Raw genomic sequence first — 13,842 nt, 5'->3', positions numbered from 1 at the left:
GTATGGCTCGATGATAACAGTGTTAACTTAGATGCAAACCAGGGTAATCCCAGGCCTTCGAGATGAACCTCATTCAACCGATCCCTATTTTCTCGGACGATGCGGCGAGATCATTGCGTGGCGCAAAGACGCCCGCCTATAATGACTCGCCCCCTCTACTGACCCTTCTTGCACCGTGAGTTCGAAACCGTCCCCTGCGGCCGCTACGCCCTATCACCACGGCGATCTGCGCAACGCCCTGATTGCAGAGGGCCGCCGGGCGCTCGAAGAAGTTGGCGCCCATGAACTGAGTCTCAGATACCTGGCGCGCGCCGTCGGGGTCTCGGAGGCCGCGCCATCGCGGCATTTCGCGGGTAAGGAGGGGCTGCTCGCGGCCATCGCGGCCGACGGCTGGCGCGATCTCGCGAGAATCCGCAGCGGCATATTGATGTCCGATGACCCGGCAATGACCAAGGCCTATCGGATGATGCGGGTGTACGTCGAATTCGCTCAAACGCACAAGGGGTTGTTCGACTTGATGGTTGGCCCCCGGATCGTCGCTCGCGATTCGTATCCCGAACTCACCGAGGAAGGATCGAAATCATTTGGGCTGTTCGCAAAGGTCGTCGAGCAGGCCGCGCTCGAGAGCGGCTGGAAAAAAAACGCGCTAACCTTGGTCACGCACGCGGCCTGGAGCGTCGAGCACGGGCTCGCGACCCTGATCCTTTCCGACCGGGTGCCGCGATCGGATCTTCCCGTCCGACTCGATCAGATGATCCACTTCTCGATCTCCGTGTTCCTGAGCGCCATTGACGCCGGCCCCGCCCACCTCGAGAAAGTGATGAATGGCTTGCCGGCAGCGAAGCGGCACGCTGAAGCTTAGGCTGCCTGATCTTGAACCAGGTCGTCGAAGAATTCGCTTGCGTGATCGATGAACACCCGCACTTTCGCTGGCAACAGTGTGCGTGTGTTATAGGCCAGCCTGATCTCCACTTCCCCCTCCTTGATCTTGAACTGATCCAAGAGCCGAACGAGCTTGCCCGAGCGGATTTCCTCCTGAACCAGCGGGACCGGCAAGGCGCCGATACCCAGGCCGCGAAGGACCATCTCGCGGTTAAAAATCGAACTGTTCGATGCAACGTCATATCTGATCGGCACCGCAACACCCTCTTGCCCGGCACCGCGGAACGTTAGCGCAGGCTTGCGCAAGGAAGGCGGCATCACCACGAATTTGTGCCCGGTGAGGTCAGCGGGAGTCTGCGGGCGCCCATGGTTCGCCAGGTACGCTTCGGTTGCAAAGATGCCAAGCGGCACACGCTCCAGCAGCCGGGTCACGGCCTGGTCCGAGCTCAGCATGAACGGCAACACGATGCCCAGATCGAACCCGTCGGCGACAAGATCGACTGGACGCTCCGTCATGGTGATATCGAGGGTGACTTGCGGGTACTTGCGCTTGAACCTCGCGATAAGCGGAACGAGCCGGTTGTTCGTGGCCGTGGTGTGCGCGACCAACCGAAGCACGCCGCAGGGAACTTGAGTCTCGCCGGTCATCTGCGCTTCGAGGTTCGAGAGGTCGTCCAGAATCCGGCAGCAGCGCTCATAAATGCGCTCAGCCGATTCCGTGAGTGTCACTTGCCTTGTTGTGCGATTGAACAAGCGGGTTGCAAGACGCTGCTCCAGCATGGCGACGGCCCGGGAAATGACAGGCGGCGTCGTGTCCAGCACGTCGGCCGCGCGCCTGAAGCCCTTTGTCTCAACGACGGCACGAAAAATACGCAAGCTTTCGATATAGTCCATTGGCCCGCCACGTGGCTTCTTCCGGGTTAATTCATTGATTCGCATTCCGAATCTACCGGCACGATTCGAAACGGAATTTACATGCTTGAAGCCCGATCAATGGGGCGCGGTAATGCGCTCAATCAGTGATTCAAACTTCCGGTCAAGCGCTTGCGCAGCGTGCTTGAGCTCGGGATTGTCACCCAGCACGATGAGTGACGAGGGTCGGACATAGGTGACGAACGTCCCCTCACCGTCACTCGCTTCGGTCAGCAGCACTTCAACAGGGGCAAACAGACCGGCGGAGATGTCATGGCGCAGCATGGTAATCGCAATAAGCGGATTCCCGAGGATCCATCGCACGGTCCGGCGCTTGATGCCGAATTTTGCAATCCAGCCCCCGTGATCGATCTCGCTGAACAGCATGAAGCCGCTTTCGCCGACAAAGCGGCGCTCGACTTCCCTCACATAGGTGCCTTCCGAAATGTCTTCGCGGGCGAGCTTCACCAGTTCGGGAATGGACGACTTTCCGCACAGCTTGTTAAGGCGCTCCACCACGTCGTCAAAGGACGCAGGTGTCCTCACCTCGACCCGCACACCGGCAAATTGTGTTTCAACCACTGTGACTTCGCTGCTCATCAAAAAGGCTCCAGTACTGTCGTTTTCCCCCGGAGGGGCCTCATTCGCATCCGGGTTGAACTCTGAATCGTAGCCAGCCCTCGATACGAGTATATACGCGCTTCTCGCACCGAAAGTTGACTGCAGCGACAACAGATTGTTGAGCGAAAGTTTCGGAGACGGCTGCCGAACTCCGTCCCCATCGGACCGAAGCGGCTTGCGGATTTTCGATTTCCGACCGTCTGGGCGGCCCGCATCCATCACCCAGATTGCCTGGCTCCTTTGGGAGAGCCATCCTGGTTCGGGCCTTGCCTTTGGGGTTGTGGGGTTGCTTATGGGGTCGCGTTACCGCCCCGCCGCACGCTTGAGCGTTTGCGAAGGCGTCTCGCCGAAGAGTTGCTTGTAGTCGTTGGAAAAGCGCCCGAGGTGCGAAAAGCCCCAGTTCATCGCAATGGAAGAAACATTGCGTTCCGAGCAGTCCGTGAGCATTTCGCGCCGCACCGCTTCGAGCCTGTGCCGCTTCAGGTAGGCCATCGGCGCATGGCCAAAGTGCTCGCGAAAGCCATCGAACAGCTTGTAGCGCGACACGCCCGCTGCGCGCTCGATGTCCTCGAGCGCAATAGGTTCGCGGGCGTTGTCATGGATGAACTGCTTCGCGCGCAGCAGATAGTGCGGGCACGCGGGACGCATCGCCTCGGCAAGCGCCTGCGAGTAGTTGTGCGGCTGAGAGAGCAACAGGCCCTTGATGAGCGCCTGCTCGAGATCCCCCGCCATTTGCTGATGATTGAGCAACGGGCCGGCCGCGCCCATTTCCGCAAGCAGGAATTTGACCATGCGCCACCAGGCGGCCTGATCGCCGTCGGCGGCATTCATTTGCGGCTCGAACGTCAACGCGGCGTCGAGCGGTTTTTGCAGCAGCCCCTCGAGCACCTGACGCAGTGCGGGACGCGGAATGGAAACGATGATCTTGCGGCAGTTGCCCGTGATCGCCAGATCCTGGTTCTCGTGTGGCGACAGCACCAGGCCCCTGTCCTGATCCGAGAGCCACAGGCGCCCGCGCGCGGCGAGCTCCTGCTGCCCGCTGAGCGGCAGGCTCACGCTATAGCAGTTGAGCGGCGCGTCGTTGTGCACGGAGACGGTGACGTCGGTGCCGTATTCGACATATCCCAACGTGCTCGCCATCGAGCGCATCACCGTGCCCGAATGATGGAATTGCAGCGCCCCCGGGCTGCGTACCTGCAGCGCATGGGGTCCGCAAATCGATTCCATCCAGTCGCGCGCGCCTTCGAGGTCGTGACGCAGCGCGTCAATACCGCGAGTATCGTTGACGGCGGGGGTTGGCATGGCGTGGCATTGAGCAATTGACGAATACTCAATGGTAAACCACGCCGTGCAGGGACAAAAGGCCGAAACACCCCAAATGCAAGCTTACGAAGCCGGGTGCGCGCTGTTGCTGTCCCCAAATTTCTCGTAGAAAAGCCGGTGGCCGTCCAGACGCTCGTTCGCGAGCCACGTCTTGATGGCCTCCACCATCGGCGGCGGTCCGCATACATACATGTCGAACGGGTTCGCTTCGAGCATCGCGCGGTCGAAATGCTCGGGGATGAGCCCCGTCTTGCCCTGCCACGCTTCAGAGGGATTCATCACGACGATCTCGCTCGCGAAGTCGGCGATGCGCGCTTCGTAGGACTTCAAACGATCGAGCTCGCACAGATCGCGTGCATTCGTCACGCCGTAGTAGAGATGCACTTTCTGGCCGCAGCCGCCCTTGTGCGCGAGGTCGTCGAGCATGCCGAGGAACGCGGACAAACCCGTACCGCCCGCGACCATCACCAGCGGCCGCTCCACCTGCCGCAGATAGAACGTGCCGAGCGGCGCCTCGAATTCGATCGTCTGGCCCGGCTGGCAGCGCTCGCGCACATAGTTGCTCATCGCGCCGTCCGGCAGCAGCCGGATCAGGAACTGCAGCTGGTTATGCTCGTCGGGCCGGTTGGCGAACGAATACGAACGCCACACATCCGCGCCCGGCACCTTCAGGCGGGCATATTGCCCGGGCAGGAAATCGAGCCGTCCCGGATGCGCGCTCGCGTCCAGATGCAGGATCGCCGTTGTTTCGGAAACCTGCGTCACCGCCGTGACTTTCCCCGCGAGCGCGGTCGTGCCAGCCGCGCTGCACAGGCTCGAATCGAAGTCGAAGTAGAACGACGCATCGGATTGCACGCGCGTCTGGCACGACAGGATCTTGCGCGCGGCGAGATCGTCGGCGGAAAGCGTTTCCTCGTCGACATAGTCCTGCGTATAACTGCCCGATTCGCAGCGTCCCTGGCAGGTCCCGCACACGCCCTCGCGGCAATCGAGCGGGATGTTGACGCTATTGCGCAGCGCGGCGTCGAGTAAAAGCTCGCCCGAGCGGACATCGAAGAACACGGTCTTGCCATCGGCAAAACTGAACGCGACCTTGTGGCTCATGTCGTGGCACTCCCGCTTACAGATGGTAGAAATCGAGCACGGCGTTGATCTTGTCGTTCAGCAGCAGCACATGCTTGCGCGCGATCTTCCAGCTGTCGCCCGCGGGGCGCAGCCGGTAGGTGACGTGCCCGAAGAAGTGCTCGCCAATGCCCTGGCGCGCGTAGAACGTGGCCCAGTTGGCTTTCACTTCCAGTTCGCCGCTTTCGCGCTGGGCAATGCGCACGTTGGTGATCTGGTGCAGCGTGCGCGGCAGCGGCGTCGACGCCGCCGACTTGCCCGTGCGCAGACGAAACACGCGGTCTTCGAGACCCGTGCGGTTCGCATAGTAGATGAGCGACATGCCGCGCTTCGGGTCGGTCGTGTAGACGTGCTCGGAGTCCCACTGGGGCACGTGATATTCGCTGTTCTCGTCGAAGAGGTCGAGGTACTCGTCCCAGCTCTGCGCGTCGCAAAGCTCGGCCTTGCGATAGAGAAACTGCTCGACTGACTGTTGCAGGTTGGCGGTCATGGCTCAAGCCTCCTTCTTGCCGTTCGATTGCTGCGCGAGGCCGTTCATGAGGAACGTCTGCCACGCACCGTGCTGGTTGACATACAGGCCCTCGTGGGTCAGCTCCGTGCCGCACAGCACGGGCTCGATGCCAAGCAGGCGCGTATTCGCCGTCTCGCCCGCCACCCACTTATGATGCCCGCGCGAGATGTCGCTCCAGCGCTCGAGGCGCGCCTGGAAGCCGCGCTGCTGCTCGCGGAATTCCACGAGATCGTCGGGCGTGCCCATGCCCGAGACATTGAAGAAGTCCTCGAACTGGCGGATGCGGCTCTCGCGGTCCTGATCCGACTCGCCCTTCACGCCGATGCACTGGCTGATGACCTCGGTCTTGTTCCATGCGACCGGACGCACGATGCGCAGCTGCGAGCTGATCTGGTCCATGAAAAAGAGGCTCGGATAGATGTTCAGGTTGCGCAGGCGATGCATCATCCACTCGGCCTTCTCCTGACCATGCGACTGAACGAGGCGCGGCATGACGCTGGCATAGCCGGGACGCACGCTGGGGTTCGGCATGTCGCTGAACAGCACGCTATGGCCGTTCTTGAACGCGAACCAGCCGTCGTCGGTCTCGGCGTCGCCGGCGCCAAGCTTGCTGTAGTCGAGCGTGCCGCTCGTGGCGCCGCCGGCTTTCGCATTCGCTTCCTGGCGGCGCTGCACCGTGCTCACGTAGTTGTAGTGCACCGTGCTCACGTGATACCCGTCGAGGCCGTTCTCGTTCTGCAGCTTCCAGTTTCCATCGAAGGTGTAGGCGGACTTGCCCGGCAGCACTTCCAGCTCGCCGGTGGGCGACTGCGCGACCATCATGTCGAAGAAGATGCGCGCGTCGCCGAGATAATCCTCGAGTGTGTTAGTCCCGTCGACGTCGAGGCTGATGAACACGAAGCCCTTGTAGCTCGCGATGCGCGCTTTCTTCAGGCCGCGCGTGGACTTGTCGAAGTCTTCGCAGTACTCACCAGGCGCCTTGACCTTGACGAGGCGTCCATCGCTCTTGTAGCACCACGCGTGGAACGGGCACGTGAAGGTCGACTGATTGCCCTTGCTCATGCGCGTGAGCGTCGCGCCGCGATGCTGGCACGCGTTGATCATGGCGTTGAGCTGGCCGTTGCCGTCGCGCGAGATGATCATCGGCTGGCGCCCGGCGCGCATCGTCATGAAGTCGTTCGGCTTGGGGATCTCGCTCTCGTGGCACGCGTAGATCCAGTTCTTCTCGAAGATGAACTCCATCTCGAGGTCGAAAAGCTCCGGCTCCGTGAACATCTCACGCGCAATGCGATAGACGCCCTCAGCCGGACGGAAGTCCAGACAACCGCCAATGAATTCTTGCCATTGCGGCGTGATTTTCTCGGTGCTCACGATGGGTTCTCCTCCTGCCATTGATTGGTCTTGCGACCAGGTCCTTGATGAGCTGGATTGAATACCCGATGCGGCCCCGGCGCTATCCGCCTGATCGGCGATTGCTATCCGCTTTTTTCGCCGCCCCCGCATGCGGACCCGGGCGGCGCCGCGCCGCCGGCCGTGCGCCGGGGCGCGGCGCGGCCGAACCGAAAAAAATGGATAGCGAGCATCGACCAGGCGGATAGCGACCGCGCGGACGCGGGTATTTAATGCCGTCAACGCCCCATGAACGCCCATCGGTGCGACGAATACGGAGGTCTAGCGCTCGCGCTGGCGTCCTTGCGCCCGGTTCCCCGTACATCACTTAGCTGCCGCCATGACCCAAGCGACGATTGAACGTATCGAAACCCGCCTCGTCGATCTGCCGACGATTCGCCCTCACAAGCTCTCGGTCGCCACGATGCACGGGCAAACCCTCATGCTGGTGAAGATCTATTGCAGCGACGGCATCGTCGGTTTCGGCGAAGGTACGACGATTGCCGGGATGGCTTATGGCCCGGAAAGCCCGGAGGCGATGAAGCTGGCCATCGACGCCTACTTCGCCCTCGCGATGCTCGGCCGGGACGCCACGCAGGTTCAGGCGCTGATGGCGCACGTGGGCAAGCTCGTGAAGGTCAATCACTTCGCCAAATGCGCACTGGAAACCGCGCTGCTCGATGCCCACGGCAAGCGCCTTGGCGTACCGCTTGGCGAACTGCTGGGCGGCCGGCGCCGCGAGCGTCTGCCGGTTGCCTGGACACTCGCTTCGGGCGACACCGCAAAGGACATCGCCGAAGCGGAAACGATGCTCGAGGTGCGCCGGCACAAGATCTTCAAGCTGAAGATCGGCGCGAAGGAACTCAAGACCGATATCCGGCACGTCGCCGAGATCAAAAAAGCAGTCGGCGAGCGGGCCGCGGTGCGTGTCGACGTCAACATGGCCTGGAGCGAGACGCAGGCGGCCTGGGCGATTCCTGCGCTGGCCGAGGCGGGCTGCGAGCTCGTCGAGCAACCGGTGGCCTCCGCCGCCGCGCTCGCGCGCCTCATGCGCCGTTTCCCGGTGGCCCTGATGGCCGACGAAATCCTGCAGGGTCCGGAAAGCGCATTCGAGATCGCGAAGCACGCAGGCGCCGATGTGTTCGCCATCAAGATCGAACAAAGCGGCGGCCTGTTCGCCGCGCAGCGCGTGGCCGCGATTGCCGATGCGGCCGGCATCGAGCTCTACGGCGGCACGATGCTCGAGGGGGCGGTGAGCACGATTGCATCGGCGCATCTGTTCGCGAGCTTCGCCAATCTGCAATGGGGCACCGAGCTTTTTGGCCCATTGCTGATCACCGAAGAGATTCTGACCACGCCATTGGATTACAGCGACTTCGAGCTCACGGTGCCCAACGGCCCTGGTCTCGGCATTGAACTGGACGAAGAGAAGATCAGGCGATTCACCCGCGATGGCTTGATAAAAGTAACGAAGTAATCCGGACACCGAATAGAAGAGGACGTAGACCATGCTTTTCCAGGTACGAATGGATGTGAACATCCCCGCCGACATGCCCTCCGATGTCGCCAATGACATCAAGGCGCGCGAGAAGGCGTATTCGCAGGATTTGCAGAAGAGCGGCAAGTGGCGCCATATCTGGCGTGTGGTCGGCGAATACGCGAACTACAGCATCTTCGATGTAGAGAGCAACGCGGAGCTGCACGAGATCCTGACCGGCTTGCCGCTTTTCCCGTACATGAAGATTTCGGTAACGCCGTTGTGCCGTCACCCGTCGTCCGTCCGTGACAGCGACGCGTGAAGCAAAACAGATTGATGTTGTGCAGAGGGCAAGCCCGCCCGAAGACCGTTCCCCCCAAAGCCAAGTGGAGACAGTAATCATGAGCGTGAAGGTATTCGAAACCAAGGACGTGCAGGACTTGTTGACGGCCGCATCCAATCTCGGTGGCCAGGCAGGCAACGCCCGTTTCCAGCAGATCACCCACCGTCTGCTGAGCGACCTGTTCAAGGCCATCGACGATCTCGACATCACGCCCGACGAAGTGTGGGCGGGCGTCCACTACCTGAACAAGCTGGGCCAGGATGGGGAAGCTGCACTGCTCGCCGCGGGCATCGGTCTGGAGAAGTACCTGGACATTCGCATGGACGCCGCTGACAAGGCGGTCGGTCTCGAAGGCGGCACGCCGCGCACGATCGAAGGCCCGCTCTATGTGGCGGGCGCGCCGGTGCGCGAAGGCGTATCGCGGATCGACATCAATCCCGATGCGGATGCCGGCCCGCTGGTGATCCGTGGCACGGTCACCGACCTGGAGGGCAAGCCGCTCGCGGGTGCCCACGTCGAATGCTGGCATGCCAACTCGAAGGGCTTTTATTCGCACTTCGATCCGACCGGCGCGCAAACCGAATTCAACCTGCGCGGAGCGGTCAAGACCGGTGCCGATGGCAAGTACGAATTCCGCACGCTCATGCCGGTGGGCTACGGCTGCCCGCCGCAAGGCGCCACGCAGCAGTTGCTGGATGGGCTCGGCCGCCACGGCAACCGCCCGGCCCACGTGCACTTCTTCGTCACCAGCGACGATCACCGCAAGCTGACCACGCAGTTCAACATTGAAGGCGATCCGCTGATCTGGGACGACTTCGCTTACGCCACGCGTGAGGAGCTGATTCCGCCGGTAGTGGAAAAGACTGGCGGCGCGGCGCTGGGCTTGAAGGCCGACACGTACAAGGAGATCGAGTTCAACCTCACGCTGACTGCGCTGCTCCAGGGGAAGGACAACCAGATCGTCCATCGCCCCCGTGCTTCCGCCGAGGCCTAAGCGCGTGAAATGGTGGCAGGATTGCCGCCATGTTCGGAGTGCCCAGGGCCGGCTCACGCCAATAGCAGGCCCTGGCTCAACACCTGTGAAGACCGCCGTTCGCAAGGACGCCGGTCGAGCATCTAGAATCGAGGCGCCGGTGTCACGCGCCCGGCCACTTTGCAGGATCTTCGTGCCACCGCCGCCGTGAATTGCTCAGAACTTCTGTTGCAGTCCGACCATCACACCAAGCTGATCCATGCCAGTCCCGACCGTGCCACCGGCCGCAACCGCGTTTGCTGCCTGGGCACTGTTGAACATGTAGCCGAGCGATGCATACACCATGGTGCGCTTCGAGAAGAGATAATTCGCGCGGCCGATCAGTAGCGTCGAGCTTGCGTCCTTCTTGCCCTGCGAGCCGCGCTGGAGGTAGCGCACACCCTGAGCGTCGAAGAACAACGCTGGCGTGGCGTAGTATGTCGTGCCCGCAAACAGAATGTCCGTCTGCAAATGGGTCGCCGCCGCCAGGTTGTTTCTGATCCACCCGAAGCCGATCTTTGTGGGGCCGAAGGTCACGTAGCCGTCGACGATGTTGTGCGTATCGGTGTAGGCGCTGTTATTGAGCGGCGCGGTAGCGCCCGCCCCGCCGCGCAGCACGTCATAGGAAGCCGCCACGCCAAAGCTCGCGGAATCGTAGGCAAGCAGCGCGGTGTATTGGCGGCACGCCAGCATATTGCCAGGAACTTGCCCTGGGCAGTTGGTTGCGCCCGGACCGGCCGGGCCAGCCGCATCGCGGCCGAAACTGTATGTGCCCCCCACCGTGACACCATGGAATTTGCCCATATAGCCAATCGCGTTGTCGCTTCTCGCGTTCGGCAGATACGAATCGAATACGCTCAGCGAATGAATCGATGGACCGATCACGTCCGCGTTGATTAGCGCGTACATCGTCATGCCCAGCTGCCGCCCCAGCGTGACAGCCCCGTAGTCGCTGCTGACGCCCACGTTTGCCTGATCTCCAAAGAGACGGCCACCGTAATTCAGCGAGCCATTGCCGGACTGGAATCCGCTCTCCAGCACGAAGAATGTCTTGAAGCCTCCGCCAAGGTCCTCTGTGCCCCGCAAACCCCAGCGGGAAGGCAATCTGCCGGTCAATGAGGCCATGCCGACCATGGTGCCGCCATTCGCGGTCGCGTGGTTGTAATACGAAATACCGGTGTCGACGATCCCATAAAGCGAGACGCTACTTTGGCCGTACGCCAGCCCCGTCACAGCGGCCAGCAATGCGGCACTCCACTTCATCTTCATGACGATTTTGTCTCCAATATATGGCTCGATGCCTGGTTACAGGAATTGATGCGGGATTCCCGAACGCCGAACTATTTATTTCGTTTTCCTATCTATAATTGGCGTTCGGCCCGGGAAATCAGGTATAGCAAGCGTTCAGACGCGGTCGACCTGGCAGTCTCTACCAGGCGAGATGATTGAACGTGGGAAAGTCGAGGATGACTGACGCGCTATTTCAAGTACATCAATTCATCGTTCGCGTCGTTGTACTTCACCCATGCCGGCAAATCCCGTCCGTTGGGATTTCCGGATTCGACGAAATTGAGAAAGTGGCTCTGGAATCGCGTTGACAGTGCGCCGCTCAGCTGAGCGTCGAGTTGAGCGAGCATCGGTGCATCAGCCCAATTTGCAAAATTACCAAACAGGAACGGCAATTCGAAGCAATGGCAGGCACCTATATTCTGCTGACGAGACTGGAAATCGAACCGATACGCAAATACATCGCTTCCCGCCTTTGCCATCCGCGACGCGAACTGGCGCGTGGGTTCATTGATCAGCTTCTCCGAGCTCAGTTCGACCAGGGCAGCGTAAGGCTTGTGATCGAATCGTCCGGAGGCAACGCTCGCATATCGGCTTGGCCCCTCAACGCCCCATTCGAGCCCGAATTTCTCGAGCGCCTGATCCTCGGTGGCTGCAAGAACGGGAGGGTGGCTTGCAAAGAAGCTGGCGGTCTCATCACGCGTCCAACCGATGAGAACCGGCTTGCCACCAAAAGATGCCTGCGCCGTCGCGCCCGGATCTGCAGGCACGCGCTCGCTCGCGACGGGCATGAACGCTATTGGCACCTCGGCAAATTTCGCCACGGTCCCGAGCATCCTAGCTTGCTCGATGAGTATGCGCTCGACCGGCAGCGTAGCCAGCGCGTCGCCCGACGAGAGGCCCGCGCTTTCGCATAAACGAACGGCACTCGCGTGCGCGTTCTCCGGTGCCATTGGCTGAAGTCCCGGATAGCTGAGCATGGCGATCGCTTTCACCCGCTCATGCGTGGCCGGCATCGCTGCGAGGAGCTGCGCGTACCATGCGCCGGCCGATTGACCTGCCACGACGATGGAATTCGGGTCGCCGCCGAAACCGGCAATGTTCTCCTTGACCCACTCGAGTGCCCGCTCGAGATCCGAGACGCTGAGGTTACCCGGTGAAACGCCCTCCATATAGAGGTTGCCGAGCACCCCGAGACGATAGTTCATGGTCACCACCACCGCGCGGCCTAAGCGCGCTAGCGCGTCGCCGGAGTAGCAACGCAACGCGCCGCCGGTCATGAAGCCACCGCCATGAATCCAGAATACGACCGGCAGGCTGCCATTCAGATCCGGCGTGAAGACGTTCAGCCGGAACGCGTCTTCCGATTGCGGCACGCCCCTGCAGACCGGTCCCATGACGAAGTCCAGCCGCCCCGGCAATTGAGGGAAAACGGGTCCCGGCCGGGTCGCATGCCGCTGCCCACTCCAGCGCGCCGGTGCTCCGGCGGGCTTGAATCGACCGCTATCCGATGCATAGGGAATGTCGAAGAACGTGTGCACACCGTCGTTTGTCACGCCTTCTAGCACACCCTGTTCGCATCGGGTCAGTATGGTGTTTTTCATCCAGCCTCCTTGGTTTCGTGCGGGGGTCTCCGCTTTTTCCGCTGAAAACGGGTCGGCCTCGGTCAAGCGCGCCAGGCACGCATTCGCCCCGCCTCGCAATCCGGATACACTAGCGTCCCGACGTTTTCGCCAGTAAAGGGCTGACTGCCGCCCCAGCGCTGCGCATGACCGTGCCTTCCCATTGCCGTCCGATCCGGAATCGACATTCACGAGATTACGGATTGCCAGCAGAAAGAAAACGGAATTGTTCGCCGCCCCCCTATGACGAAAGTTCAACCGGCTCTGGATCATGAATTCACTGCATCAACGCTTGAAGCTGCGTCACATCACGGTCGTTGTCGAGATCGACAGGCAAGGTAGCCTGCAGAAGGCGGCAGAGTCACTGAAGATCAGCCAGTCGGCCGTGTCGAAGGCGCTGGCCGAGATCGAGGCGATCGTCGGCGCGCAACTGTTTGAACGGCTGCCGAGCGGCATGCGTCCCACCGTCTATGGCGAAACCCTGGTGCGGCATGGACATCTGATTTCAAGCGACGTCCAGAGGGCGGAGGCCGAGCTCGAAGCGTTGCTCAGCGGAGATGTAGGCAACCTGTCGATCGGGATCTTTTCACCGCTCGCCTGGTGGCGGGCGCTGCCGGAGTGCATTGGAGACTTTCGGGCCCAGTGGCCGCGCGTGCGGCTCGCGTTGCGCGAAGGGCCCATGGAGGACATGCTCGAGTGTCTCGACCAGGATCTCGTGGATGTCGTGATCGGACGAACGGCCAGCGGATTTGGCAGCGAACTGTACAAACTCGACATGCTGCAACAGGACGCGCCCGTTTTTCTTGCGCGGCAAGGGCATCCCCTTACCCAGGGGCCGAAGGCGCTGCAAGATCTTCTGGAATATCCGTGGGTGCTGCCCGCTCAACCGAATATTGTCAGGCAGCAGCTCGAGTTCGCGGTTCGCGATATGGGACTGCGCTTCCCTTCCGATGTGTTGTCGTCACAGGTTTCGCCTGTGGTGCTTCGCCTGGCGGGTCAGAGCGATAGCCTCGTGTTGTCGTCTCAGTGCATCGCAGACGAACTATGCGCTCAGTACCACTTACAGACGGTTCAGTGTGCATTGCCATTGCATATCGGCCCACTGGTCGCCCTTACGCGCAGCGACAAACCGCCTACGCGTGCAGCAGCGGCCTTCCTGCGGAATCTTGGCGCTTTTCTCGGCCATGGCGGAATTCAGAATTGAGTCGCGTCGACGATGAGCGTCGTCATTCTGACGCTCTCATGCGAGCCTCGATTCAAGAATCATTTTGAGGAATTCGGGCGCCCAAACGCCAGAACCCCGGTGCTCTTTCGGAGCCACCGGGGTTCTGGACGTACTGC

13 protein-coding genes are annotated in these 13,842 nt (G+C 61.4%); 5 read left to right on the top strand and 8 right to left on the bottom strand.

Features of this window, described 5'->3' with window-relative positions; genetic code table 11:
* The first annotated feature begins 175 nt into the window (after nt 1-175).
* On the top strand, nt 176-862 hold the full coding sequence (locus EYW47_RS30480) for a TetR/AcrR family transcriptional regulator (protein ID WP_133198534.1): 687 nt from the start codon (nt 176-178) through the stop codon (nt 860-862).
* Here EYW47_RS30480 and EYW47_RS30475 read toward each other — a convergent pair.
* From EYW47_RS30475 to antA, 6 genes are all read right to left on the bottom strand, one after another.
* Nucleotides 859-1,776 (bottom strand): LysR family transcriptional regulator, encoded by a 918-nt coding sequence (locus EYW47_RS30475; protein ID WP_133198533.1) that lies wholly within the window; start codon nt 1,774-1,776, stop codon nt 859-861. The two genes, EYW47_RS30480 and EYW47_RS30475, sit on opposite strands and share 4 nt — an antisense overlap.
* A 96-nt stretch (nt 1,777-1,872) precedes the next feature.
* The gene (locus EYW47_RS30470) at nt 1,873-2,394 is read right to left on the bottom strand and encodes a DUF302 domain-containing protein (protein WP_133198532.1); all 522 of its coding nucleotides are present in this window, start codon (nt 2,392-2,394) and stop codon (nt 1,873-1,875) included.
* Nucleotides 2,395-2,718: 324 nt separating this feature from the next.
* Nucleotides 2,719-3,717, bottom strand: a complete 999-nt coding sequence (locus tag EYW47_RS30465) for an AraC family transcriptional regulator (RefSeq protein WP_133198531.1) — start codon at nt 3,715-3,717, stop codon at nt 2,719-2,721.
* An 84-nt stretch (nt 3,718-3,801) separates the two neighbouring features.
* Complete coding sequence (gene antC, locus EYW47_RS30460; RefSeq protein ID WP_133198530.1) at nt 3,802-4,842, bottom strand: anthranilate 1,2-dioxygenase electron transfer component AntC; 1,041 nt, start codon at nt 4,840-4,842, stop codon at nt 3,802-3,804.
* 16 nt (nt 4,843-4,858) lie between these two features.
* Nucleotides 4,859-5,350, bottom strand: coding sequence for an anthranilate 1,2-dioxygenase small subunit (gene antB, locus EYW47_RS30455; RefSeq protein WP_133198529.1), 492 nt, complete (start codon nt 5,348-5,350; stop codon nt 4,859-4,861).
* A 3-nt stretch (nt 5,351-5,353) separates the two neighbouring features.
* On the bottom strand, nt 5,354-6,763 hold the full coding sequence (gene antA, locus EYW47_RS30450) for an anthranilate 1,2-dioxygenase large subunit (RefSeq protein ID WP_377785292.1): 1,410 nt from the start codon (nt 6,761-6,763) through the stop codon (nt 5,354-5,356).
* A gap of 337 nt (nt 6,764-7,100) precedes the next feature.
* On the opposite strand from antA, the gene EYW47_RS30445 reads away from it, so the two are divergent.
* The 3 genes from EYW47_RS30445 (at nt 7,101) to catA (ending at nt 9,574) form a co-directional block, all read left to right on the top strand.
* Nucleotides 7,101-8,237, top strand: coding sequence for a muconate/chloromuconate family cycloisomerase (locus tag EYW47_RS30445; protein WP_133198527.1), 1,137 nt, complete (start codon nt 7,101-7,103; stop codon nt 8,235-8,237).
* A gap of 31 nt (nt 8,238-8,268) precedes the next feature.
* Complete coding sequence (catC, locus tag EYW47_RS30440; RefSeq protein ID WP_133198526.1) at nt 8,269-8,559, top strand: muconolactone Delta-isomerase; 291 nt, start codon at nt 8,269-8,271, stop codon at nt 8,557-8,559.
* Between the two features lie 79 nt (nt 8,560-8,638).
* A complete protein-coding gene (gene catA, locus EYW47_RS30435; RefSeq protein WP_133198525.1) occupies nt 8,639-9,574 on the top strand; it encodes a catechol 1,2-dioxygenase in 936 nt (311 codons plus the stop codon).
* A 195-nt stretch (nt 9,575-9,769) separates the two neighbouring features.
* Here catA and EYW47_RS30430 read toward each other — a convergent pair whose 3' ends face one another.
* Together EYW47_RS30430 and EYW47_RS30425 are read right to left on the bottom strand one after the other, a co-directional pair.
* Nucleotides 9,770-10,861: a porin gene (locus EYW47_RS30430; protein ID WP_133198524.1), complete on the bottom strand. Its 1,092-nt coding sequence runs from the start codon at nt 10,859-10,861 to the stop codon at nt 9,770-9,772.
* Nucleotides 10,862-11,070: 209 nt separating this feature from the next.
* Nucleotides 11,071-12,483: a carboxylesterase/lipase family protein gene (locus tag EYW47_RS30425; protein WP_165976718.1), complete on the bottom strand. Its 1,413-nt coding sequence runs from the start codon at nt 12,481-12,483 to the stop codon at nt 11,071-11,073.
* A 289-nt stretch (nt 12,484-12,772) separates the two neighbouring features.
* Between EYW47_RS30425 and EYW47_RS30420 the strand changes: the two genes are divergently transcribed.
* Entirely contained in the window at nt 12,773-13,705 is a 933-nt protein-coding gene (locus EYW47_RS30420; RefSeq protein ID WP_133198522.1) for a LysR family transcriptional regulator, read from the top strand.
* The last annotated feature ends 137 nt before the right edge of the window (nt 13,706-13,842 follow it).

Source organism: Paraburkholderia silviterrae, from assembly GCF_004353915.1.
GTDB classification, from domain to species: Bacteria; Pseudomonadota; Gammaproteobacteria; order Burkholderiales; family Burkholderiaceae; genus Paraburkholderia; species Paraburkholderia silviterrae.
This window is presented reverse-complemented; position numbering and strand designations above follow the sequence as displayed.